The sequence below is a fragment of the Pseudomonas sp. ES1 genome (assembly GCF_050586605.1).
Lineage (GTDB): Bacteria > Pseudomonadota > Gammaproteobacteria > Pseudomonadales > Pseudomonadaceae > Aquipseudomonas > Aquipseudomonas sichuanensis.
Genome location: NZ_JBOBDM010000071.1, coordinates 1 through 24,367, shown reverse-complemented (window position 1 = coordinate 24,367; position 24,367 = coordinate 1). Strand labels below are relative to the sequence as shown.

The following is a 24,367-nucleotide window of genomic DNA, read 5'->3' as shown; positions in this document are numbered from 1 at the left end:
GTTCGCGTTGGTTCCCCGTTTCGCTTCCCCCCGCGATGCTTTTACCAGTCCAGTTTCAGCCTGCTCTCGAAGTAACGCGCCTCACCCGTCAACGGGTCATCAAAGCGCAGGCTCTGGGCCAGCAGCTTCAATGGCCGCTCATAGTCATCCTGTTCATCGACCAGCTGCGGGTAGAACGGGTCGTTGCAGATCCCTGCCCCCAGCGCCGCCATGTGCACCCGCAACTGATGGGTCTTGCCGGTGACCGGCGACAGGCCATAGCGCCACAACCCACCGTTCTTTTCCAGCACGCAGGCATGGGTTTCGCTGTTATCGGCCCCTTGCACTTCATGCATGCGGAAGAACGGCTCGCCATGCACCAGGCGGCTGCAATGCACCAAGGGGAAATCATGCTGCGGCAGCGCAGCGGCGATGGCCTGGTAGTGCTTGTCGATGCGCCGCTCGGGGAACAGCCGCTGATAGGCACCCCGGGTTTGCGGGTTGGCCGAGAACAACACCAGCCCCGCGGTGTGACGGTCGATGCGGTGCAACGGCACCAGGTGCGGGTTGTCCAGCCGGCGGATCAAGCGGCGCAGCAAGGTCTGCTCGACATACTCGCCAGTGGGCGTTACCGGCAGGAAATGCGGCTTGTCCGCCACCACCAGATGCTCATCCATGTGCAGGATCTGCTCCTGTACCGGGATCGGCTTCTCGTTGGGTACTTCACGAAAGTAATGCAGGCGCATGCCCTGGCGGTAGGCAAGGTCGGCGGCAATCGCCTGGCCTTGCGCGTCCAGCACCCGGCCCCGGGCGAAACGGTCCAGCCACTGCTCACGGTCGATGCCCTTGAAGTGATCGCACAGGCAATCGAGCACTGTCGCCCAGCGCCCGGGCGGCAGGCATACCGTGCTGGCTTGCAGGTGGGCAGGGTTGAAAGGCGTGGTCATCGTCGGGCTCTGCTGATCGGGAGCCGGGCATTATCCCCCAGCCTGCGCGGCGCAACCAGCCTCGCCGGCCGGCTCGCAGCGCGCCTTGAGCCAGCGCAGCACCTGCACCGCATCCCAGCGCCCGGGGTCGAACAAGGCGTAGCTCAGACCCTGGTAGCCAACCACGTCCAGTGGCCGGTGAAAGCCGGCGCGCTGGAACAATGCCTCGATCTCGGCGAAACAGGTATTGAAATGGACCTTGCCGAACGGCGTTTGCTCATCGGTGACGATGCCGTCGAGGCGCAGTTCCAGCACGGCGTCGCACACACGCTCCGGGGCCATGTGGTTGATGCTGTACTTGAGTTGCTCGACATTGAGCATGGCTTTACCTCGATACTGTATTTATATACAGCATACGGAGCGGGCCACGCCGTCGTCAATGCGCGGCTCAGCGCAGGAAGGCCACCACCTGCTCGGCATCGAAGGGCCAGTTCAGCTCGGCCCCGGTATCGCAGCGGCGCAATACCGGGATGGTCAGGCTGTAGCGCTCGAACAGCGCCTCGGCGTCGGCAATATCGACCAGCTCGACCAGCAAGCCATGCTCGACGAACGGCATCAACATGGCCTCGGCCACTTCACACAGGTGGCACCCGAGGGTGCCGAACAGCTGGCATTCAGGGAGCATGAGGCAAACCCGGAAATCGCAGATAAGGGATGCTTATTCTAGGTCCGTGCTTGCCATCGCGCACCTGCGCCGGATCAATCCTGGCTGGTGGCGCCAATGCGGTGCAGCGACAGGTCGGCCCCCTGGAACTCCTGTTCGTGGCTCAGGCGCAGGCCGTGCACCGCCTTGATCAGGCCGTACACGACAAAACCGCCGGCCAGCGCCACCAGCACACCGGCCAAGCTGCCAAGCAACTGGCTGACCAGGCTTACGCCCCCCAGGCCACCCAGCGCCGCCTGGCCGAACACACCACAAGCGATGCCGCCCCACACCCCACACACACCGTGCAGCGGCCAGACACCGAGCACATCGTCGATCTTCCAGCGGTTCTGCGCCGCGGTGAAGCACCAGACGAACAGGCCGCCGGCGATGAGGCCGGCGGCCAGCGCACCGATCGGGTGCATCAGGTCGGAACCGGCACAGACCGCCACCAACCCGGCCAGCGGGCCGTTATGCAGGAAGCCGGGGTCGTTGCGCCCGGCCACCAGCGCCGACACGGTGCCGCCGACCATGGCCATCAGCGAGTTGATCGCCACCAGGCCGCTCACCCCTTGCAGGGTCTGTGCGCTCATCACGTTGAAGCCGAACCAGCCGATGATCAGGATCCACGAGCCCAGCGCCAGGAACGGAATGCTCGACGGCGCGAACGCCACCAGCCGGCCATCGCGATAACGGCCACGGCGTGCCCCCAGCAGGATCACCGCCGCCAGCGCCAGCCAGCCGCCCATGGCGTGCACCACCACGGAGCCGGCAAAGTCATGGAAGGGTGCACCGAAGCGGGCCTGCAGCCAGGCCTGCCAGCCGAAGTTGCCATTCCACACCACACCCTCGAAGAAGGGGTATATGAACGCCACGATCAGCGCCGTGGCGCACAGTTGCGGGACGAACCGCGCCCGCTCGGCGATGCCGCCGGAGATGATCGCCGGGATTGCAGCGGCGAATGTCAGCAGGAAGAAGCACTTGACCAGCGCATAGCCATGATCGTTGGCCAGCACTGCCGCAGGCTGGAAAAAGGTCACGCCGTAAGCGATCCAGTAACCGATGAAGAAGTACGCCAGCGCCGAGATGGCGAAGTCGCTGAGGATTTTCGACAGGGCATTGACCTGGTTCTTGTGGCGCACGGTGCCGACTTCGAGAAAGGCGAAGCCGGCGTGCATGGCCAGCACCAGGATGGCGCCCATGAGGATGAACAGGGTGTTGGAGCCATGGACCAGGGAGTCCATCGCGCTGTGCATGTTTTCCATGAAGAGGCAGGCCTGCAAAAAGGCACCAGGACAGTTCAAGAACCGGCATCCCTGCACCGAATCGGTGCCAGGCGCCTGCCCCGCTTCTGTGAGCGGGTGAACGCCTGCGTGGTTTTTTCTTGGGTTTGTCGTGGATTGGGTTAAGGTTTAGCGTCATCCGCGGGGCGGCTGCACGGTTTCGGCGCGCACGCTTGCGAGCGCGCCTCGAACATAAGCAAGCGCTGTACCAGCACATCGTGCTGAACCTTCCGCGCCCGCCATCACTCGAAATAGCCACACACATCCACAGGGAGAGGCCCATATGGCCAGCAAATCGGCAAAGACTGCTCAAGACATACTGATGGCTGACTTCCAGGCCTTGGTCCGCGACACCGAGAAACTGCTCGCCGACACCGCCAACCTGGCCGGCGACCAGGCCGACGAGCTGCGCGAACAGATCCACGAGCGCCTGGCTCAGGCCCGCGAAACCCTGCAGCTCACCCAGGACTCGGTACGCCAGCGCGGCCAGGCGGCCGTGGGCAGCGCCGAGCAATACGTGCAGGAGAACCCTTGGCAGGCCATCGGTATCGCTGCCGGCGTCGGCCTGCTGATCGGCCTGCTGGCCAAGCGCTGAGGAGCCGCCATGGACAACGACGCCATCGGCGCCGGCGCGTCCGGCAGGCGCCTGGGCGCGGCGATGCTGGGCCTGCTGCACAGCCACATCGAGCTGTTCGGCATCGAGTTGCAGGAGCAGAAGGGGCGCACCCTGCGCCTGCTGCTGTTCGCCGGCCTGGCGCTGGTGTTCGCCCTGCTGCTGCTAACCGCCCTGTCCGGGCTGGTACTGGTGCTGCTGTGGGACAGCTACCGGCTGGCCGGGATCATCGGCCTGTGCCTGTTCTACGGCATCGCCGCGCTGTACTGCGGCCTGCGCCTGAAAGCGGCGGTGTTCGATGAGTCCTCGCCATTCAGTGCCACGCTCGAAGAGCTGGCCAAGGACCGGGAGCGCCTGCTGCCATGAACCTGCCCGAAATGCCCGACACGCGTAATCCACGCGAACTGCGCAAGGCGTTGCTGCGCCTGCGCATGGAGATGCACCGCCAGCAGATCAGCCACGAAACCACCCAGATGCTCGAACCGGCTCGCCGCCTGCGCGGCATGGGCAGCTCGTTCGGCGAGGGCCTGGGGGTCAAGCACGGCTCGCTGTGGGGCCTGGGCGCTATCGTCGCGCTGGGTTTTCTCACTGGCAAAGGCGTGCGCAGCGGCAACATCAGCCGCCTGCTGCAGCTGGGCACCAGCCTGGCACCGCTAATCCGCCTGTTCCTGGGCAGCGGTCGCCGCCCCTGAACGTCGTGCGCGCCCTTGCCAGGGCGCGCCAGACGCAGGAAGCTATGCCGATTCAACGACCGGAGATCGAGCCTTGGACTGGCACACCCTGCTGACCCGCGAACGACTGGGCAAAGCCCTCTACAGCCCTGAAGAGCTCGGCCGCAGCCCCTTCCACAAGGACCACGACCGCATCATCTTTTCCGGCGCCTTCCGCCGCCTGGGGCGCAAGACCCAGGTACATCCGGTCACCAGCAACGATCATATCCACACCCGCCTCACCCATTCGCTGGAAGTCAGCTGCGTTGGCCGCTCGCTGGGCATGCGCGTTGGCGAAACCCTGCGCGGCGCCCTGCCCGACTGGTGCGAGCCCAGCGACCTGGGGATGATCGTGCAGTCGGCCTGCCTGGCCCACGACATCGGCAACCCTCCCTTCGGCCACTCCGGCGAAGACGCCATCCGCCACTGGTTCCAGCAGGCCGCCGGGCGTGGCTGGCTGGACGACATGAGCGACGACCAACGCGCCGACTTCCTCAACTTCGAGGGCAATGCGCAAGGCTTTCGCGTGCTGACCCAGCTCGAATACCACCAGTTCGATGGTGGCACGCGCCTGACCTACGCGACGCTGGGCACCTACCTCAAGTACCCCTGGACTTCGCGCCATGCCGACGCCCAGGGCTACAAGAAGCACAAGTTCGGTTGCTACCAGAGCGAGCTGCCCCTGCTCGAGCAGATCGCCGGCAAGCTGGGCCTGCCGCAGCTCGAACACCAACGCTGGGCCCGGCACCCGCTGGTCTACCTGATGGAGGCCGCCGACGATATCTGCTACGCCCTGATCGACCTCGAAGACGGCCTGGAGATGGACCTGCTGCAGTACGCCGAAGTCGAAGCGCTGCTGCTCGACCTGGTCGGTGATGACCTGCCGGAAACCTACCGCCAGCTCGGCCCCAACGAATCTCGTCGGCGCAAGCTGGCAATCCTGCGCGGCAAAGCCATCGAGCACTTGACCAACGCCGCCGCTCAAGCCTTCGTCGAACAGCAAAGCGCCCTGCTCGCCGGCCGCCTGCCCGGCGACCTGGTCGAGCACATGCACGGCCCGGCCCAGCGCTGTGTGCTGCAGGCCAAGGACATGGCACGCAAGAAAATCTTCCAGGACAAGCGCAAGACCCTGCATGAAATAGGCGCCTACACCACCCTGGAAATCCTCCTCAACACCTTCTGCGGCGCGGCGCTGGAACAACATGGCGGGCGCACGCCGTCGTTCAAGAGCCGCCGCGTGCTGGACCTGATCGGCAATAACGCGCCCAACCCCCATGGCTCGCTGCATGGCGCCTTCCTGCGCATGATCGATTTCATCGCCGGCATGACCGACAGCTATGCCAGTGAAATGGCCTGCGAGATGACCGGGCGCACCAGTCCAACTTGAGCCAGGGCGGTGACGGTAGTGCACTTACTACCTTCACCGCCAAACTTGTAAGACTCTTCCCACAAACACTAAAAACATTAAACATTAACTCCCGGGACAACCAATTAAACCTTCCAAATCAATCAAACCGTCTAAAAATCCACATTCTTCGTAGCACACACACGCTCTCGCCGTAAGGAATTTCCTATATACATAAATTAACCTGAGCATCCCTGCCCGCCACCATTCAACTGAGCTAATGTGCCGACTGCTTTCGCCTCGCCGCATGGAATGTTGAATATGCAAACAGTATTTATCGTCGACGATCATCCCGTTATCCGCCTGGCTATTCGGATGCTGCTGGAGAACCAGGGCTACAACGTCCTGGGCGAATCTGACAATGGTGTCGATGCCATGCAGATGATTCGCGAATACCGCCCCGACCTGGTCATCCTCGACATCAGCATCCCCAAGCTCGACGGCCTTGAGATGCTGTCTCGCTTCCAGTCCATGGCCATGCCGCTCAAGGTCCTGGTACTGACCGCACAATCTCCCGCGCTGTTCGCGATTCGCTGCATGCACTCTGGCGCTGCGGGCTACGTCTGCAAGCAAGAAGACCTGGGCGAATTGCTCAGCGCCATCAAGGCGGTACTGTCCGGCTACAACTACTTCCCCAGCCAGGCACTCAACGCTGCGCAAAAAAACTGCAATAAGGAACTGGAGTTGTTCCGCCAGGTCAATGACCGCGAACTGATGGTGCTGCAACTCTTCGCTCAGGGCCGTAGCAACAAGGAAATCGCCAAGGGCATGTTTCTCAGCAACAAGACGGTCAGCACCTACAAGAAACGCCTTATGCACAAGTTGCAGGCCAGCACCCTGGTGGAGCTGATCGACGTCGCCAAACGCAACGCGTTGGTCTGAGGTCGTGATGTGGAAGTACCTCGGTCTATCGCTGTTTTGCCTGAGCCTGGGCGCCCCCATGCCGACTGCCTGCGCGACCATCGACGAAGGCAGGAACTACGCCCTGCTCAGCCGCTCGGCACCGGCGTCGATCCACCCAGCCCTCACCCTGGAGCAACGCAACTGGTTAGCCACCCGCCATGAACTGGTACTCGGCACTTCCGCACCTGACTATCCGCCGTTCGACATTGCCAGCGGAGGGCGCGAGTACCAAGGCTTGACCGCCGACTACGCAGGCCTGATCGGCAATGCCCTGGGCCTGCCGGTGCGGGTGCAACGCTTTCCCAGCCGGCCAGCGGCAGTCGCGGCGCTCAAGAGCGGGCGGATTGATCTGCTCGGTAGCGCCAACGGCTATGAAGTCACTACCCAGGGGCTGGCGCTTTCGCGCCCCTACGCCATCGACCAACCTGTGCTGGTAACCCGGGAGGACGAAACCCGCGCCCTGGACACCGGCCTGGACGGCATGCGCCTGAGCATGCTCTATCACTACCTGCCGCCCGAAGAGATCCGAGCCAACTACCCCAAGGCCGAGCTGCTGACCTTCGAGTCCTCCACCCAGGCGCTCAATGCCGTGGCCTTCGAGCAGGCCGACGTGTTCATCGGCGACACGGTCTCCACGCACTACCTGATCAGCCAGGGGCACCTGCCGCGTCTGCGCATGGCCAACTTTGGCAAGCATGAGGCCGTGGGCTTCAGTTTTGCCATGCGTGACGACGACCCGATGCTGCTGGCCCTGGTCAACGCCGCCCTCGACGCCCAATCGAGCGCCACCCGCAACGATATCTTCAAGCGCTGGAGTGCCAGCAGCGGCAGCCTGTTGACCGATCGCAAGCTGCAGCTGTCGCCACGGGAAGAGAGCTGGCTGCGCGATCACCCGGTGATGCGGGTCGTGGTCAACGACACCGCCGCGCCGCTGACCTTCCTCGACGGCAACGGCCGGCTACGCGGCATCGTCGCCGACCTGCTCGAACTCATCCGCCTGCGCACCGGCTTGCGCTTCGACATTGGTCGCGCCAGTGGCGATGGCGACATGATCGATCAGCTTGAGTCCGGCCGCACCGACATCATCGCCACCCTCTCCACCGACACCCGCCCAGGCAACCCGCTGCAACTGAGCAGGCCCTACCTGGAAAGCGCCTATGTGCTGGTCAGCCGCGACGGCAATCACCAGCCGGTCAATCTGAAGCAGCTCAAGGGCAAGCGGGTCGCGGTACCCCGTGACAGCAGCGTGGCCGCCCTGCTCAATGCCAAACACCCATTGATTCACCAGGTAGCCACCGACAGCACCTACTACTCCCTGGCCCTGCTGGGCAGTGGCGCCGTGGATGCCGCCATCGCCACACTGATCGACGCCAACCATATGCTGGCCAGCAACAACGACCTGGTGATCCGCACCACCGTCGGCACCGAGCCTGCGGCCTTCTCGCTGGCCACCCTGCCCCAGGCCAGCGAACTGTCTTCGATCCTCGACAAGGCGCTGCTGAGCATCTCTCCGGAGGAACTGGGGGTGATCAATAGTCGCTGGCGGGATCACGGCGCGGCCGACGACGCCTATTGGCGCAATTATCGCAGGGTGATCCTGCAGGTGGTCGCGGTCATCGCTGTGCTGCTGGTGCTGGCACTGGTGTGGAATGCCCGGCTGCGCCGCCAGATCAAACAGCGTCAACACGCCGAGCGGGCGCTCAACGACCAGCTGGAGTTCATGGGCGCCTTGCTCAATGGCACGCCACACCCCATGTACGTGCGTGACCGCGAAGGGCGCCTGCAAAGTTGCAACGACAGCTACCTGCAAGCGGTCGGCGCCAGCCTTGAGCAGGTCATCGGCAAGCGCCTGCAGGACACCCGCTTCAGCGACTGCGACTACACCCGGCAGATCCAGGACGATTACCGACGCGTGATGGAACAAGGCAAACCCTTGATTCTCGATCGCCCTCTGCGGCTGAGGGACAAGGATCTGACCATCTACCACTGGATCCTCCCCTACCGCGATTCGCTGGGGGAAATGCAGGGCATCATCGGTGGCTGGATCGATATCAGCGAACGCCGCAACCTGGTCCAGGACCTGCGCCTGGCCAAGCAACAGGCCGATGACGCCAACCGCGCCAAAAGCACATTCCTCGCCACCATCAGCCACGAAATCCGCACCCCCATGAACGCCTTGATCGGCATGCTCGAACTCGCCTCACGGCGCGCCGAAAAGGGCCAACTGGACCGCCCTGCCCTGGAGATTGCCCATCACTCGGCCAGGGACCTGCTGGGGTTGATCGGCGATATCCTCGACATCGCCCGGATCGAGTCGGGCCATTTGTCCCTGGCCCCGGAGCCGGTGGACCTGGCAGCGTTGGTCGAGTCCGTCGGACGTGTATTCGACGGACTGGCCCGACACAAGGGCCTGGCGCTCGAAGTGGTGATCGCTGCCGAGGCGCGCTGCCATGCGCTGCTCGACCCGCTGCGGTTCAAACAGGTGCTGTCGAACCTGGTGAGCAATGCGATCAAGTTCACCGAACAGGGCCAGGTGAGCATCAACGTCAAACTGTGCAGCAGTGGCGAGCCACTGACCCAGACCCTCGACATGGAAGTCCGCGACACCGGCATCGGCATCCGCGAGCAGGAACTCGAGCAACTCTTCACCCCCTTCGTACAGGCCAACCCCTACAGCGACGGCGCTCGGGCCGGCACCGGCCTCGGGCTGGTGATAAGCCGGAGCCTGTGCGCGATGATGGGCGGCGAACTGAGCCTGCAGAGCCTGCATGGCGTAGGTACGCGGGTAAGGCTGCGCATGCCCTTGCAGTGCGTTGCCCCGGTCGAGTCGAGGCCTCAGGACGCAAGCGACATCGAACGCCCGGATGCACGGCTGAGGATCCTGGTGATCGACGACCACCCGGCCAACCTGTTGCTGATAGCACAACAGCTGAACTACCTGGGCTTGCGCCAGGACAGCGCCCGCGATGGTCGCGAAGGATTGCGCAAATGGCGCGAAGGCTGTTTCGACGTACTTATCGTCGACTGCAACATGCCACACATGAACGGCTACGAGCTGGCCAGGACCGTGCGCGCGGAGGAACGCCTGCACGGCAGGCCACGCTGCACCCTGGTCGGCTATACCGCCAACGCCCAACCCGAAGTGCGCCAGCAGTGCCTGGATGCGGGGATGGACGACTGCCTGCTCAAGCCCATCGGCTTGCAGGTGCTCGGCCAGCGGCTGGCGGCCATTGCCCGCAACACCAGGCCGTGCAAGGAGGGCTGCGACGATTGCGGTCATCGCTTCCACCTGCAGGGCCTGAGCGCCATTGTCGGCGACAGCGCCAGTGACCGCGACCGCATCCTCAGCACCTTGCACCTGAGCCTGCAGCAGGACCTGGGCATCCTGATGGCCATCGACCCGCAGCAGGACGCCGATGCGCTAGCCGCGCAGGCACACAAGATCCTCAGCGCGGCGCGAATGCTGGATGCCAGGTCGTTGATTCAGGCGTGTGAACTACTGGGGGAGCCCGGGTTGCCCCTGGCTGAGATGAAGCTGTACCGTCAGGCACTGGCACGGCACATGCGCCGTGTGGAGAAAGCCCTGGCCCGGCAATTGGAGCGCCAGGCCGAGCCAAGGTGAGGCGGCGCCCGCTCGGGCACCGCCGCCACGGATCAGGAAGCCGAGTTGATCGGCTTTTCCGGGTACCAGGCGTCCAGCAGCGGGCTGACTTCGATATTGGTCAGTTCGCTGCGGCCTTTGAGCCAGGCTTCGACAGCAGCGCGCTGCGCTTCTTCCACCGAGCCACGGGTGGCCTTGCAGACCAGGCCGAAGTCATCGCCGCCGACATAGTCCAGGCCGTTGGCGTCCATGGCTTCGGTCAGGAAGGCGTCGAGGAAGGCATCGATGGCTTCATCGGACAGGTCTTCCTTGAAGCCCAGGTTCAGTTCGAAACCCAGCTCCTGGAATTCATCCACGCACAGTTTTTTGCGCAGGCGACGGGAACGGTTGGTAGCCATGAAACAATCCTCTCAAGTATTAACGCGCGGCACTTTACCAGTTTCCGGCGGGCTGCGGCGCATTTGTGTCGAACGGGGCGCATACAGCGTGCGCTTGGGGCATAATGCGCACTTGTTTACATGCTGGGGCCATCATTCTTACAGCCCCATGGTCTTTTTCCCTCGCCTGCAGGGTTCATCTATCCATGATCAAGACGCTCCGCCCCCTATTGCTCGCCGGCCTGCTCCTGCCACTCGCCCTGCCCAGCCAGGCCGCCGCCGTCAACACCAGCTTGCCAGCCAAGGTGCAGCAGGCCCTCAAGACCAACAAGCTGCAAGACTCCGCCCTGTCCCTGGTGATGCTGCCGCTCAACGGCCCCGGCACCGCGACCGTGTTCAACGCCGACGTCTCGGTGAACCCGGCCTCGACCATGAAACTGGTCACCACCTACGCCGCACTCGAGCTGCTGGGCCCCACCTTCCAGTGGAAGACCGAGTTCTACACCGACGGCACCCTGAGCAACGGGGTGCTCAACGGCAACCTCTACCTCAAGGGCGGCGGTGACCCCAAGCTGAACATGGAAAAGCTCTGGCTGCTGATGCGCGACCTGCGCGCCAACGGCGTGCGCACCGTGACTGGTGACCTGGTCCTGGACCGCAGCCATTTCGTACAGCCCAACCTGCCACAGTTCAATGACGACGGCGGCGACGACAACAAGCCGTTCCTGGTCAAGCCCGATTCGCTGCTGGTCAACCTCAAGGCGCTGCGCTTCGTCGCCCGCAACGACGGTGGCAAGGTCACGGTGGCGGTCGAACCGCCGATCGCCAGCATCCGCATCGACAACCAGGTCAAGGCCGTGGCGGGCAAGCAGTGCACCGGCGAAGTGCGCTACAACCCGGTGACCCAGGCCGACGGTGTCAGCGTGACGGTCAGCGGCCAACTGGCCGAAGGCTGCAACTCGCAGACTTACCTGTCGCTGCTGGACCACCCGACCTATGCCGCCGGGGCCGTGCGCGCCATCTGGAACGAGCTGGGCGGCAGCATCCAGGGCGCCGACCGCATCGAGAACGTGCCCAAGAGCGCCCGCCTGCTGGCCCGGGCCTTCTCGCCGGACCTGGTCGAAGTGATCCGCGACATCAACAAGTACAGCAACAACACCATGGCCCAGCAGTTGTTCCTCAGCCTCGGCGCGCAGTTCCGCACCGATGCCGATGGCGACGATGCCCGTGCCGCCCAGCGCGTGGTGCGTCAGTGGCTGGCGAAGAAAGGCATCACCGCGCCGCACCTGGTGATGGAGAACGGCTCGGGCCTGTCCCGCGCGGAACGGGTCAGCACCCGCGAGATGGCCGCGCTGCTGCAGGCTGCCTGGAACAGCCCGTACGCCGCCGAATTCATCAGTTCCATGCCTCTGGTGGGCATGGATGGCACCATGCGCAAGCGCCTCAAGCGCACGGCCATGAGCGGTGAGGCCCATATCAAGACCGGCACCCTCAACACCGTCCGCGCGATCGCTGGCTTCAGCCGCGACAGCAATGGCAACACCTGGGCGGTCGCTGCCATCCTCAACGACCCCAAACCCTGGGGCGCCTCGCAGGTGCTGGACCAGGTATTGCTGGACCTCTACCGGCAACCGAAGCTGGTCAACGGCACGGCGGGCATCGCGCCCTGATGCCGGCCTGAACGGGTTACACAAGCAAACGACAAAGGGGCGCATGGCGCCCCTTTGTCGTATCTGCCTGCGTTTAACTCATCACAGGCTGCGCCCCTACAGTTACAACGCTTGGCGTCAAAGCGGCGCGCATCCTGTGGGAGCGGCGGTTCGCCGCTGCGATTTACCCGCGAACACCGGCAGAGCCGGTGCCATCCATCGCGCCGCCTGCTTCGCGGTGGTCCGGCACTCCGGTAAACCCGCTCCCACAGGCATTGCGCCGCTCCTACTGACGGGCAAAAAAAAGCCCGCCAGTGTGAGAGCGGGCAAGGACCTACGAAGATTCTTCTAGCGACCAACTAGCTTCCACGATAGGTCGAGTAGCTGTACGGCGAGATCAGCAGCGGCACATGGTAGTGCTCTTGCTGCTCATCGATGCCAAAGCGCAGCACGACAACGTCAAGGAACGCCGCGGCCGGCAGTTGCACGCCGCGAGCGCGGTAATAATCGCCAGCGCTGAACTGCAGCTGGTAAACGCCGGTGCGGTAGTCGTCACCCTGCAACAGCGGTGCGTCGACGCGGCCATCGCTGTTGGTCAGCACGGTGTTGATCAACTCCAGCTGCTGGCCTTCGACACGGTACAGCTCAACCTTGATCGAGCTGCCCGGGCAGCCATGCGCGGCGTCCAGTACGTGTGTGGTCAAACGTCCCATTTGCTTGTCGCCTCTTGTCGTATGCGTGGGCAAAAAATACACGGCATGCACCGGGCACGGGGGCCAGCGGTGTGCGGGAATGAGGCCATTAAGACAGTTTCTCAAAAAATTGTACACAATTTTTTGAACCCTTCTTCCTACCGACCCGCTCACCCCTGAAAACAGGCCACCAATCGCAAAGACAGGCAACAAGCAGGCGTCACCGCTATTAGCTGACCAATTAGGCAGGTTTCTTGCAAGCTGCTTCAGGGCGACAAATGGGAAGAAATGCGGAAAAACAGGCTTACAAAGTATTTAAGAAGTTGTATACAATCAGCCCATCCGGTGGTGCGACATCCCGACGCGGCCCGCCCACCAACCGCACTAACGTACAAGAAGGAAGACTGCAGTGAGCGCTGACTACCCTCGCGACCTGATCGGTTACGGCAACAACCCACCTCATCCGCAATGGCCGGGGAATGCCCGCATTGCACTGTCCTTCGTGCTCAATTACGAAGAAGGTGGCGAGCGCAACATCCTGCACGGCGACAAAGAGTCCGAGGCCTTCCTGTCTGAAATGGTGGCCGCCCAGCCGTTGCAGGGCCAGCGCAACATGAGCATGGAATCGCTCTACGAATACGGCAGCCGCGCCGGTGTATGGCGCCTGCTCAAGCTGTTCAAGGACAGCGGCGTGCCGCTGACCATCTTCGCCGTGGCCATGGCCGCCCAGCGCCACCCCGACGTGATCCGCGCCATGGCCGAGGCCGGCCACGAGATCTGCAGCCACGGCTACCGCTGGATCGACTACCAGAACATGGAAGAAGCGCAAGAGCGCGAGCACATGCTCGAAGCCATCCGCATCCTCACCGAACTGACCGGCGAGCGCCCGGTGGGCTGGTACACCGGCCGCACCGGCCCGAACACCCGCCGCCTGGTGATGGAGGAAGGCGGTTTCCTCTACGACAGCGACACCTACGACGACGACCTGCCCTACTGGGAACCGAACAACCCGACCGGCAAGCCGCACCTGGTGATCCCCTACACCCTGGACACCAACGACATGCGCTTCACCCAGGTACAGGGTTTCAACTGCGGCGAGCAGTTCTTCCAGTACCTCAAGGACGCCTTTGACGTGCTGTACGCCGAAGGCGCCGAAGCCCCGAAAATGCTCTCCATCGGCCTGCACTGCCGCCTGGTCGGCCGCCCGGCGCGCCTCGCCGCGCTCAAGCGCTTCGTCGATTACGCCAAGAGCCATGAGCAGGTCTGGTTCGCCCGGCGCGCGGACATCGCCCGCCACTGGCACGCCACCCACCCGTACAAGAAAGAGAACGCCTGATGACCGCCTTCAAGACCCTCAAACCTTCCAGCCTGGGCCGCGCCGCCTTCGTCGAAGCCTTCGCCGACATCTACGAGCACTCGCCGTGGGTCGCCGAAAAGGCCTACGATCTCGGCCAACTGGCTGAACTGGACGAGATCGAAGCGCTGCATCAGCGCATGAGCGACATCCTGCTCAGCGCCAACCACAGCGACCAGTTGGCCCTGATCAACGCTCACCCGGACCTGGCCGGCAAAGCCGCCGTGCAGGGCGAGCTGACCGAATCGAGCACCAACGAACAGGCCGGCGCCGGTATCCACCAGTGCACCGCCGAAGAGTTCGCCCGCTTCACCGAACTGAACGACGCCTACAAAGCCAAGTTCCAGTTCCCGTTCATCATGGCGGTCAAGGGCAGCAACCGGCACCAGATCCTCGCCTCCTTCGAAAAGCGCATCCACAACGACAAGGATGCCGAGTTCAAGGAAGCCCTGGCGCAGATCAACCTGATCGCCCTGTTCCGCCTGCTGCAGCTTTAAGGACTGTGCGAAGGCCTGGCCCGAGTGCGTGACGCGTCCGTACCCAGGGCCTGGCAAGAGCTACCAGTCCACCCAAATCAAGAACAACGAACATAGAAGAGATAACCGCATGCGCACCCTGATGATCGAGCCCCTGACCAAAGAAGCCTTTGCCCCGTTCGGTGATGTGATCGAAACCGATGGCAGCGACCACTTCATGATCAACAACGGCTCGACCATGCGCTTCCACAAGCTCGCCACGGTCGAGACCGCCGAGCCTGAGGACAAGGCGATCATCAGCATCTTCCGCGCCGACGCGCTGGAAATGCCGCTGACCGTGCGCATGCTGGAACGCCATCCGCTGGGCAGCCAGGCTTTCATCCCGCTGCTCGGCAACCCCTTTCTGATCGTGGTCGCGCCAGTTGGCGATGCACCTGTATCAGGCTTGGTCCGCGCCTTCCGCAGTAACGGCAGGCAGGGCATCAATTACCATCGCGGCGTTTGGCACCACCCGGTGCTTACGATCGAAAAGCGGGATGATTTCCTGGTGGTTGATCGCAGTGGTTCTGGCAACAACTGCGATGAGCATTACTTCCCCGAGGAACAGATGCTGATCCTCAATCCCCACCAATAAGAAAGGGTCGGTCATCTATGTGGTGACCGGCGAGAGGTAACTACTGTGGAAGCACACCTTCACGAATGGCTGAACCTGAGCATTCGCTGGGTTCACATGATCACCGGCGTCGCCTGGATCGGTGCATCGTTCTACTTCGTCTGGCTGGAGAACCACCTGAACCGAAGCAACCCGCGCGATGGGTTGTCGGGTGACCTTTGGGCCATCCACGGTGGCGGTATCTACCACCTGGAAAAATACAAGCTCGCGCCACCGAAAATGCCCGAGAACCTGCACTGGTTCAAATGGGAAGCCTACTTCACCTGGATGTCCGGGATCGCCTTGCTGTGCGTGGTGTTCTACTGGAACCCGGCCCTGTACCTGCTGGCCCCCGGCAGCACCCTGAGCGGTGCCGAAGGCGTGGCCATCGGTATCGGTTCGCTGATCGCCGGCTGGTTCGTCTACGACTTCCTCTGCGACTCGCCCCTGGGCAAGAAACCGGCCCTGCTGGGTGGCGTGCTGTTCGTGCTGATCATTGCCGCATGCTGGGGCTTCAGCCTTGTGTTCAGCGGCCGCGGCGCTTACCTGCACACCGGCGCGATCATCGGCACCATCATGGTCGGTAACGTGTTCCGCATCATCATGCCGGCCCAGCGCCAGCTGGTGGCGGCCATCGAGAACAACCAGACCCCCGACCCGGTACTGCCGGCCAAGGGCCTGCTGCGCTCGCGCCACAACAACTACTTCACCCTGCCGGTGCTGTTCATCATGATCAGCAACCACTTCCCGAGCACCTACGGCAGCCAGTACAACTGGCTGATCCTGGCCGGGATCGCGGTGGCCGCGGTATTGATCCGTCACTACTTCAACACCCGCCACGACAGCAACAAGTACGCCTGGACCCTGCCTGTCGGCGCCCTGGCGATGATCTGCCTGGCCTACGTGACCGGCCCCAAGCCGCTGCCGACCGCCCCTGAGCAGGCCGCCGCCAAGGTCGAGTACCAGCCGCTGCCGGCCACGGCCGTGGGTGGCAAGACCGCCGCCGAGCTGCGCGCCGAGGAAGCTGCCAAGCCTGCCGAAGCACCAGCCGCAGCACCTGCCCAGGCCACCGCCCAGGCAGCCACCGGCGGTTTCGACAAGATCCACAACGTCATCCAGGAACGCTGCACCGTGTGCCACTCGTCCAAGCCGACCAGCCCACTGTTCAGCGCCGCCCCTGCCGGCGTGATGTTCGACACCCCGCAGCAGATCCAGGCCCAGGCCGCGCGCATCCAGGCGCAGGCCGTCGCCAGCCAGATCATGCCGCTGGGCAACATCACCCAGATGACCGTTGAAGAACGCAAGCTGGTCGGCGACTGGATCGCCAAAGGCGCCCAGGTCAACTGAAAGCAGCTGCAAGCTACAAGCGGTAAGTAGCTAGATAACAAGCAAGCATCGAGCCTCAGGCTTCGAGCGGGAACCACAAGCTTCTACTTGAAGCTTGCCGCTTGGAGCTTTTGGCTTGGATCCGAGAATAAAAACAAAACTCGAGGTGCTGCATGTCCGAGTCACCCAAGGCGTACATTCCTGTTGCGCCGCCACGACAGCCCCTGCCCCTGTTCCAGCTGATCCTGGTGGGTTTGCAACACGTTCTGCTGATGTACGGTGGCGCCATTGCCGTGCCGCTGATCATCGGCCAGGCCGCCGGCCTGTCCCGCGAGGAAGTCGCCTTTCTGATCAACGCCGACCTGCTGGTCGCCGGCGTTGCCACCATCATCCAATCCTTCGGTATCGGCCCGGTCGGCATCCGCATGCCGGTCATGATGGGCGCCAGCTTCGCCGCCGTCGGCAGCATGGTGGCCATGGCCGGCATGCCCGGCGTCGGTTTGCAGGGGATCTTCGGCGCGACCATCGCCGCCGGGTTCTTCGGCATGCTGATCGCGCCGTTCATGTCCAAGGTCGTGCGTTTCTTCCCCCCCCTGGTGACCGGCACGGTCATCACCTCCATCGGCCTGTCGCTGTTCCCGGTGGCGGTCAACTGGGCCGGTGGTGGCCATGAGGCCGAGACCTTCGGCTCGCCGATCTACCTGATGGTCGCCGGCCTGGTGCTGGCGGTGATCCTGCTGATCAACCGCTTCATGCGCGGTTTCTGGGTCAACGTTTCGGTGCTGGTGGGCATGGGCCTGGGCTACATCCTCGCCGGTTCCATCGGCATGGTCGACCTGTCCGGCCTGAACGAGGCGCCCTGGCTGCAGGTGGTCACCCCCCTGCACTTCGGCATGCCGACCTTCAGCCTGGCGCCGATCCTGTCGATGTGCCTGGTGGTGGTGATCATCTTCGTCGAGTCCACCGGCATGTTCCTCGCCCTGGGCAAGGTCACCGACCGTGAAGTTACCCCAGGGATGCTGCGTCGCGGCCTGCTGTGCGACGCCGGGGCATCGTTCATCGCCGGGTTCTTCAACACCTTCACCCACTCCTCGTTCGCCCAGAACATCGGCCTGGTGCAGATGACCGGGGTGCGTTGCCGCTACGTCACGGTGATGGCCGGCGGCTTGCTGATCCTGCTCAGCCTGCTGCCCAAGGCGGCCTTCCTGATCGCCTCGATCCCGCCTGCAGTACTGGGCGGCGCGTCCATCGCCATGTTCGGCATGGTCACCGCCACCGGGATCAAGATCCTCCAGGAAGCGGACATCTCCGACCGTCGCAACCAGCTGCTGGTTGCGGTCAGCGTCGGCCTGGGCCTGATCCCAGTGGTGCGCCCGGAGTTCTTCGCGCAGATGCCGCAGTGGATGGAACCCATCACCCACAGTGGCATTGCCATGGCCACCCTCAGCGCCCTGGTGCTGAACCTGCTGTTCAACATCCTCGGTGGCGCCGAACGCGCCGCGCACAACGACGCCTGCCACCAGCATTGAGGACCAGGGGCGGCAGCCTTTGCCGCCCCGCTTGCCACCCGCAGTAACCGCATCACCGTCGGCCCGCCGGAATGGGCCGCCCGGGGCGCCTGCGCGCCGAAAAAACCGCCAACAAAAACAATAAGTCCGGGAAACACAACATGAAGCGCATCACTTCCTCGCTGTTGCTGGGCAGCAGCCTGCTGGCCACCCTCCCCTCCCACGCCGGCGAATGGCTGCAGTGGCACGGAGAAAGCCTGACCTACCTGTATGGCAAGGATTTCAAGGTCAACCCCGATATCCAGCAGACCATCACCTTCGAGCACGCCAACAAGTGGAAGTACGGCGACACCTTCCTGTTCGTCGACAAGATCTTCTACAACGGCAAGCCCGACCCGAGCAAAGGCGTGACCACCTATTACGGCGAGTTCAGCCCGCGCCTGTCGTTCGGCAAGATCCTCGACCGCAACCTGAGCTTCGGCCCGGTCAAGGACGTGCTGCTGGCCATGACCTACGAACGCGGCGAAGGCGACAACGAGGCCTACCTGATCGGCCCCGGCTTCGACCTGAACATTCCCGGCTTCAACTACTTCACCCTGAACTTCTACCTGCGCAACACCGAAGGCAGCCGCCCGGGTGACAACGTCTGGCAGATCACCCCCGGCTGGTCCTACACCATTCCCGTGGGCCGCTCCGACATCCTGATCGATGGCTACATGGACTGGGTCACCGACAACGACCAGACCCGCCGTGGCACCTACCATTCCAACCTGCACTTCAACCCACAGGTCAAATACGACCTGGGCAAGGCCCTGAACCTGGGCGCCAAGCAGCTTTACGTGGGCTTCGAGTACAGCTACTGGAAGGACAAATACGGCATCGACAGCCGCGGCAACCTGGAAAGCAATCAGAGCGTCGCCAGTGCCCTGATCAAGGTCCACTTCTGATAACCTGACCAAACGCACAACTTTGTAACACCGTGCTCCAGGACGGAGCACTTGAGGACCGGCGCGCAAGCCAGTAATCTGCGCGCCCCCTCGATCGGGGCAGGAAGGATCCTGCCCACGTTTGCTGACCGCTCAGTCAATGAATTCGGGCGGTTGGTCAACGTGTTGCCAGCCTGAAAGAACCATGTTCATCCGTTCAGCAAGACGTCGAGCAGGATGGTTGTGGCCAACCCGGAAAAGTTGGCGCAGCTCTTGCCAAACAGCTGTGGCCAATCGAAAAAAGCTGACTCAAAAGACAAAAAACGGCGCCCGAGCGCTGACAACAGATCCAATCAAGGGAGCGACACACGCAATGCGCATCATCAATAGCCTGATCCTCGCCGGCGGCCTGCTGGCCTGTGGCGCCAGCCAAGCCGGTGACCTGCTGCAGTGGCAGAACAACAGCCTGACCTACCTGTGGGGCAAGAACTTCAAGGTCAACCCGGAAATCCAGCAGACGGTGACCTTCGAGCACGCCGACGGCTGGAAGTATGGCGACAACTTCTTCTTCCTCGACAAGATCTTCTACCAGGGCAAGAAGGACGCCAATAACGGCCCGAACACCTACTACGGCGAGTTCAGCCCACGCCTGTCGTTCGGCAAGATCTTCGACCAGAAGATCGAGTTCGGCCCGGTCAAGGACGTGCTGCTGGCCATGACCTACGAGTTCGGCGAGGGTGACACCGAGTCCTACCTGATCGGCCCAGGCTTCGACCTGGCCATCCCAGGCTTCGACTACTTCCAGCTGAACTTCTACCAACGCACCACCGACGGCAGCCGCCCGGGCGACAACGTCTGGCAGATCACCCCGGTGTGGTCCTACACCATCCCTGTGGGTTCGTCCGACGTGCTGATCGACGGCTTCATGGACTGGGTGGTGGACAACGACGAGAACCGTCGCGGCACCTACCAGGCCAACCTGCACTTCAACCCGCAGATCAAGTACGACCTGGGTAAAGCGCTGCACCTGGGTGAGAAGCAGCTGTACGTCGGTATCGAGTACGACTACTGGAAGAACAAGTACGGCATCAAGGACAGCGACGCCTTCACCACCGACCAGAACACCGCCAGCTTGTTGGTGAAAGTGCACTTCTGATGACTGAAACGAAACAGCGCCTCTAATTGAGGCGCTGTTTCGTTAGAGCATGTAGGAATAAACCTACATATAAGTCAGCCTTTTCTTACTTTTGAAAAACTTGTCTTGTAAATCAACATCAACATTATTGGCAAAACCACACCTACCGCCAATAAACCAGCCTCAACCTGGGCATGATCGAGCACCCGCCAAATATCCAGCATCAGCATGAATCCATTGATCAGCAGCGCCACGCCAAACATGGCGCAACACCTGAGCAACGCCGCGACGCCCACGCCACTCATCAGCAACCACAGGCCCAGAACGCTCCAGGCCAGCGCGGTGAGCAGGTATAGCGCCAGGTGATAGGCATCGTAGGTCAACACATTGCCAAACATGTTCAGCCCTCGCCTTCATTAAAAAAGAAAGTTCTGAACTATAAAGCCGAAGTATCAATCATCCTATAGCGAAATTTTGACAAAACTTTTGCAAACAAGCCGCTAGCCTGCTTGCCTTCCTGCACCTCATAAGGACATAGGCAAAATTCATGCGAGCACCTCTCGCCGCCCCCTGGCGCTTCCTCATTCTTTTGTGTTCTACCTGGTTCGGCGTTTTTCTGCTGACCCGATTGGTCTTGTTGCTGGCTCACGCAGACGAGTTCAGCGGTAACTACTTCGCGGTGTTTTTCACCGGCGCGCTGTACGACCTCAGCTTCCTCATCTATGCCGCGCTGCCGCTGGGCGTTTACCTGGCCCTTTGCCCAGCGTCGCTGTGGCGCACCCGGGCGCACCGCTGGATGATGCAGGGCGTGCTGGCCGTCAGCCTGTTCGTGATGCTGTTCGTCGCCGTGGCCGAATGGCTGTTCTGGGACGAGTTCGGCGTGCGCTTCAACTTCATCGCCGTCGACTACCTGGTGTATTCCAAGGAAGTGCTGGACAACATCCGCGAGTCCTACCCCCTGCCAACGCTGCTCGGCAGCCTTGCGGTGGCTGCCATGGTGCTCTGCCTGCTGCTGCGCAAGCCTCTGCTCCGCGCACTGTCCGCAGCGCCCGCCAACGCGCGCCAGCGCCTGGCCGGCGTTGCCGTGCTGGCGGTGCTGTGCGGCGCCTCGGTACTGATCATCGACCAGCAGTTCCCGCGCAACCCGGATGGCAACGCCTACCAGCGCGAGCTGTCCAGCAACGGCCCGTACCAGTTCTTCGCCGCTTTTCGCAACAACGAACTGGACTACAGCCAGTTCTACGCCACCCTCGGCGCCGATGATGTCGGTGCGCAGATGCACCATGAACTGGCCGCCGCCAATGCCCGCTTCGAGCTGCGCGAGCCCCAGGACATCCGCCGCCACATCAGCGCCAGCGGCCCGCAGCGCACGCCCAACATCATCCTGGTGACCATCGAAAGCTTCAGCGCCAAGTACATGGGCAGCAACGGCGACCCGCGCAACCTCACGCCCAACCTCGACGTGCTGCGCAAGCAGAGCCTGTATTTCAACAATTTCTACGCCACCGGCACGCGCACCGACCGTGGCCTGGAAGCCATCACCCTGTCGATTCCGCCCACCCCCGGGCGCTCGATCGTCAAGCGCATCGGCCGCGAAAGCGGCTACGCCAGCCTCGGCCAGCAATTGGCGGCCGTGGGTTACGACGCGGTCTACGTCTATGGCGGGCGCGGCTACTTCGACAACATGAACGCGTTCTTCAGCGGCAACGGCTATCGCATCGTCGACCAGAGCAGCATCGATGAAAGCGAAATCAGCTTCAAGAATGCCTGGGGCATGGCCGACGAAGACCTCTATCGCCAGGCGATCAAGCTGGCCGATGCCGACCACGCCACGCAAAAGCCGTTCTTCCTGCAGCTGATGACCACGTCCAACCACCGCCCTTACACCTACCCCGAGGGGCGTATCGACATCCCCTCCGGTGACGGTCGCGAAGGTGCGGTGAAGTACACCGACTACGCCATCGACCAGTTCCTGCAACAGGCCCGGAAAAAGCCCTGGTTCGACAATACCCTGTTCATCTTCGTCGCCGACCACACAGCCGGCAGCGCCGGCAAAGAGGACCTGCCGGTCGCCAACTACCAGATTCCGCTGTGGATCTATGCACCGAAGATGATCGAACCGGCCGAGAACCCGACCCTGGCCAGCCAGATCGACCTGGCGCCGACCCTGCTCGGCCTGCTCAACCTGAGCTACACCTCGACCTTCTTCGGCCGCGACCTGCTCAAGGGCGACGACTTGCCACCCCGGGTACTGATCGGCAACTACCAGCACCTGGGCCTGTACGACGGCAAGGACCTGGCGATCCTCAGCCCACGCGGTGGCCTGCGGATTCACCAGGATGCCCTGGGCAACAGCCATGAGACCAAGGTGGGCGTGGACAACCCGCTGATCCGCCGGGCCATTGCCTACTACCAGAGTGCGGCCTACGGCTTCAGCCAGAACCTGCTGAGCTGGCGCCCGCAGGAGAAGCGCGTCACGGTCAGCCCCTGACCGCGCGCCATAGCTTCGCGGCAGCGCTGACCAGCGCCAGCACCACGGCCCCGGCGACCACGCCGGCCACGCCGTTGAGCAAGGCGCCGGTCAGCGCCCCGCCCCGGCCTTCGGCGAAGGCCTCGATGGCGTGATGCAGTGGCGCAATGCCGTGCACCAGGATGCCGCCACCGACCAGGAACATGGCCGCGGTACCAATCACCGACAGGCTCTTCATCAGGTATGGCGCCGCGCGCAGGATGCCGTTGCCGACGGCACGGGTGACGCTGGAGGCCTTCTTGCTCATCCACAGCCCGAGGTCATCGAGCTTGACGATGCCGCCCACCAGGCCATACACACCCACGGTCATGACAATGGCGATGCCCGACAGCACGATGATCTGCTGGGTCAACGGTGCATCGGCGACGGTACCCAGGGTGATGGCGATGATCTCGGCGGAGAGGATGAAGTCGGTCCGCACCGCGCCCTTGATCTTGTCCTTCTCGAAGGCCACCAGGTCGACATTGGCATCGGCTACGGCTTCTTTGCGCGCCTCGTGCTGCGCCTCGTCCTCTTCCTTGCTGTGCAGGAACTTGTGCGCCAGCTTCTCGAAACCCTCGAAGCACAGGTAGGCGCCACCGACCATCAGCAGCGGCGTCACCGCCCACGGGATGAACGCGCTGATCAGCAGCGCCGCCGGCACCAGGATCGCCTTGTTGACCATCGAGCCCTTGGCCACCGCCCACACCACCGGGATCTCGCGCTCGGCGCGCACCCCGGAAACCTGCTGGGCATTGAGCGCCAGGTCGTCACCGAGCACGCCGGCGGTCTTTTTCGCCGCGACCTTGGTCATCAGCGACACATCGTCGAGTACCGTGGCGATGTCGTCGATCAGTACCAGTAGACTGCTTCCTGCCATGTTTGCTTGTATCCCGTGGTTTGAGTGCTGCGGATTCTAGCCGAAAGTCGCTGCCTTGAGCCCCCGTCGAGGCGGGTGCTACCATGCCGGACCCCTCACGGAGGGGGCCATACACGAGGAAGACCCCCGACAATGAGCACCATTCGCGAGCGCAACAAGGAACTGATCCTGCGCGCGGCCAGTGAAGAATTCGCCGACAAGGGCTTCGCCGCCACCAAGACCAGCGATATCGCGGCCAAGGCCGGCCTGCCCAAGCCGAACGTGTACTACTACTTCAAGTCGAAGGAAAACCTCTACCGCGAGGTGCTCGAGAGCATCATCGCGCCGATCATGCAGGCTTCGACGCCGTTCAGCGCCGATGGCGACCCCAAGGAAGTGCTGAGCGCCTATATCCGCTCGAAGATCCTCATCTCCCGCGACCTGCCCCACGCCTCGAAAGTGTTCGCCAGCGAGATCATGCACGGCGCGCCGCACCTGTCGCCGCGCCAGGTCGAGCAGCTCAACGAGCAGGCCCGGCATAACATCGAGTGCATCCAGCGCTGGATCGACCGCGGGCAGATCGCCCACGTCGACCCGCACCACCTGATGTTCAGCATCTGGGCAGCGACACAGACCTACGCGGATTTCGACTGGCAGATTGCCGTGGTGACGGGGAAGGCCAAATTGGCCGACAGTGACTACGATGCGGCGGCAGAAACCATCATTCGCCTGGTGCTGAAGGGCTGCGAGCCAGAGGCAGCCTGAACCACGGCGATTGCCC

General features: G+C 63.0%; 24 protein-coding genes. 16 read left to right on the top strand and 8 right to left on the bottom strand.

The features are described 5' to 3' along the window. Positions 1-41 precede the first annotated feature (41 nt). From ACQ4N9_RS23385 to ACQ4N9_RS23370, 4 genes are all read right to left on the bottom strand, one after another. Positions 42-926, bottom strand: a complete 885-nt coding sequence (locus ACQ4N9_RS23385; RefSeq protein WP_390967395.1) for a pseudouridine synthase — start codon at positions 924-926, stop codon at positions 42-44. 30 nt (positions 927-956) lie between these two features. Next, positions 957-1,286 carry a transcriptional regulator gene (locus tag ACQ4N9_RS23380; protein WP_110993572.1) on the bottom strand — a complete coding sequence of 110 codons (330 nt, stop codon included), beginning with the start codon at positions 1,284-1,286 and terminating at the stop codon, positions 957-959. Positions 1,287-1,353: 67 nt separating this feature from the next. Beyond that, positions 1,354-1,590 carry a glutaredoxin family protein gene (locus tag ACQ4N9_RS23375; RefSeq protein ID WP_347151200.1) on the bottom strand — a complete coding sequence of 79 codons (237 nt, stop codon included), beginning with the start codon at positions 1,588-1,590 and terminating at the stop codon, positions 1,354-1,356. Positions 1,591-1,664: 74 nt separating this feature from the next. Then, positions 1,665-2,873 carry an ammonium transporter gene (locus ACQ4N9_RS23370; RefSeq protein ID WP_390967394.1) on the bottom strand — a complete coding sequence of 403 codons (1,209 nt, stop codon included), beginning with the start codon at positions 2,871-2,873 and terminating at the stop codon, positions 1,665-1,667. A 301-nt stretch (positions 2,874-3,174) separates the two neighbouring features. On the opposite strand from ACQ4N9_RS23370, the gene ACQ4N9_RS23365 reads away from it, so the two are divergent. From ACQ4N9_RS23365 to ACQ4N9_RS23340, 6 genes are all read left to right on the top strand, one after another. Further along, the gene (locus ACQ4N9_RS23365) at positions 3,175-3,486 is read left to right on the top strand and encodes a DUF883 family protein (RefSeq protein ID WP_125857980.1); all 312 of its coding nucleotides are present in this window, start codon (positions 3,175-3,177) and stop codon (positions 3,484-3,486) included. 9 nt (positions 3,487-3,495) lie between these two features. Next, complete coding sequence (locus ACQ4N9_RS23360) at positions 3,496-3,870, top strand: phage holin family protein (RefSeq protein ID WP_110993575.1); 375 nt, start codon at positions 3,496-3,498, stop codon at positions 3,868-3,870. Beyond that, positions 3,867-4,196: a hypothetical protein gene (locus tag ACQ4N9_RS23355; protein ID WP_347151202.1), complete on the top strand. Its 330-nt coding sequence runs from the start codon at positions 3,867-3,869 to the stop codon at positions 4,194-4,196. Before ACQ4N9_RS23360 ends, ACQ4N9_RS23355 begins: the two co-directional genes overlap by 4 nt. A 73-nt stretch (positions 4,197-4,269) precedes the next feature. Beyond that, positions 4,270-5,601 carry a deoxyguanosinetriphosphate triphosphohydrolase gene (locus ACQ4N9_RS23350; RefSeq protein WP_110993577.1) on the top strand — a complete coding sequence of 444 codons (1,332 nt, stop codon included), beginning with the start codon at positions 4,270-4,272 and terminating at the stop codon, positions 5,599-5,601. Positions 5,602-5,880: 279 nt separating this feature from the next. Continuing rightward, entirely contained in the window at positions 5,881-6,501 is a 621-nt protein-coding gene (locus ACQ4N9_RS23345; protein ID WP_125463341.1) for a response regulator transcription factor, read from the top strand. Between the two features lie 58 nt (positions 6,502-6,559). Then, complete coding sequence (locus tag ACQ4N9_RS23340) at positions 6,560-10,144, top strand: transporter substrate-binding domain-containing protein (protein ID WP_390967393.1); 3,585 nt, start codon at positions 6,560-6,562, stop codon at positions 10,142-10,144. 32 nt (positions 10,145-10,176) lie between these two features. On the opposite strand, the gene ACQ4N9_RS23335 is transcribed toward ACQ4N9_RS23340, so the two are convergent. Next, positions 10,177-10,521, bottom strand: coding sequence for a YggL family protein (locus ACQ4N9_RS23335; RefSeq protein WP_125463339.1), 345 nt, complete (start codon positions 10,519-10,521; stop codon positions 10,177-10,179). Between the two features lie 185 nt (positions 10,522-10,706). Here ACQ4N9_RS23335 and dacB point away from each other — a divergent pair, with 185 nt between their 5' ends. After that, positions 10,707-12,170, top strand: coding sequence for a D-alanyl-D-alanine carboxypeptidase/D-alanyl-D-alanine endopeptidase (gene dacB / locus ACQ4N9_RS23330; protein WP_390967392.1), 1,464 nt, complete (start codon positions 10,707-10,709; stop codon positions 12,168-12,170). Between the two features lie 338 nt (positions 12,171-12,508). On the opposite strand, the gene uraH is transcribed toward dacB, so the two are convergent. Continuing rightward, a complete protein-coding gene (uraH, locus tag ACQ4N9_RS23325) occupies positions 12,509-12,862 on the bottom strand; it encodes a hydroxyisourate hydrolase (RefSeq protein ID WP_110993583.1) in 354 nt (117 codons plus the stop codon). Positions 12,863-13,250: 388 nt separating this feature from the next. Between uraH and puuE the strand changes: the two genes are divergently transcribed. The 7 genes from puuE (at position 13,251) to ACQ4N9_RS23290 (ending at position 20,239) form a co-directional block, all read left to right on the top strand. Continuing rightward, on the top strand, positions 13,251-14,177 hold the full coding sequence (puuE, locus tag ACQ4N9_RS23320) for an allantoinase PuuE (protein WP_390967391.1): 927 nt from the start codon (positions 13,251-13,253) through the stop codon (positions 14,175-14,177). Beyond that, entirely contained in the window at positions 14,177-14,692 is a 516-nt protein-coding gene (uraD, locus tag ACQ4N9_RS23315) for a 2-oxo-4-hydroxy-4-carboxy-5-ureidoimidazoline decarboxylase (RefSeq protein WP_125857976.1), read from the top strand. Before puuE ends, uraD begins: the two co-directional genes overlap by 1 nt. Positions 14,693-14,801: 109 nt before the next feature. Continuing rightward, positions 14,802-15,305, top strand: a complete 504-nt coding sequence (locus ACQ4N9_RS23310) for an ureidoglycolate lyase (protein WP_046856488.1) — start codon at positions 14,802-14,804, stop codon at positions 15,303-15,305. Between the two features lie 45 nt (positions 15,306-15,350). After that, positions 15,351-16,670 (top strand): urate hydroxylase PuuD, encoded by a 1,320-nt coding sequence (locus ACQ4N9_RS23305; protein ID WP_390967390.1) that lies wholly within the window; start codon positions 15,351-15,353, stop codon positions 16,668-16,670. Positions 16,671-16,822: 152 nt separating this feature from the next. Continuing rightward, entirely contained in the window at positions 16,823-18,178 is a 1,356-nt protein-coding gene (locus ACQ4N9_RS23300; RefSeq protein WP_390967389.1) for a nucleobase:cation symporter-2 family protein, read from the top strand. Between the two features lie 140 nt (positions 18,179-18,318). Continuing rightward, positions 18,319-19,104: an outer membrane protein OmpK gene (locus tag ACQ4N9_RS23295; protein ID WP_125463333.1), complete on the top strand. Its 786-nt coding sequence runs from the start codon at positions 18,319-18,321 to the stop codon at positions 19,102-19,104. Positions 19,105-19,456: 352 nt separating this feature from the next. Beyond that, positions 19,457-20,239, top strand: a complete 783-nt coding sequence (locus ACQ4N9_RS23290; RefSeq protein WP_125857973.1) for an outer membrane protein OmpK — start codon at positions 19,457-19,459, stop codon at positions 20,237-20,239. A 74-nt stretch (positions 20,240-20,313) separates the two neighbouring features. Here ACQ4N9_RS23290 and ACQ4N9_RS23285 read toward each other — a convergent pair whose 3' ends face one another. Beyond that, a complete protein-coding gene (locus ACQ4N9_RS23285; RefSeq protein WP_125463331.1) occupies positions 20,314-20,616 on the bottom strand; it encodes a hypothetical protein in 303 nt (100 codons plus the stop codon). A gap of 149 nt (positions 20,617-20,765) precedes the next feature. Between ACQ4N9_RS23285 and ACQ4N9_RS23280 the strand changes: the two genes are divergently transcribed. Beyond that, positions 20,766-22,709: an LTA synthase family protein gene (locus ACQ4N9_RS23280; protein WP_390967387.1), complete on the top strand. Its 1,944-nt coding sequence runs from the start codon at positions 20,766-20,768 to the stop codon at positions 22,707-22,709. On the opposite strand, the gene ACQ4N9_RS23275 is transcribed toward ACQ4N9_RS23280, so the two are convergent. After that, positions 22,699-23,607, bottom strand: a complete 909-nt coding sequence (locus ACQ4N9_RS23275; protein WP_390967386.1) for a DUF808 domain-containing protein — start codon at positions 23,605-23,607, stop codon at positions 22,699-22,701. The two genes, ACQ4N9_RS23280 and ACQ4N9_RS23275, sit on opposite strands and share 11 nt — an antisense overlap. A gap of 132 nt (positions 23,608-23,739) precedes the next feature. Between ACQ4N9_RS23275 and ACQ4N9_RS23270 the strand changes: the two genes are divergently transcribed. Beyond that, positions 23,740-24,351, top strand: coding sequence for a TetR/AcrR family transcriptional regulator (locus ACQ4N9_RS23270; RefSeq protein WP_110993592.1), 612 nt, complete (start codon positions 23,740-23,742; stop codon positions 24,349-24,351). The last annotated feature ends 16 nt before the right edge of the window (positions 24,352-24,367 follow it).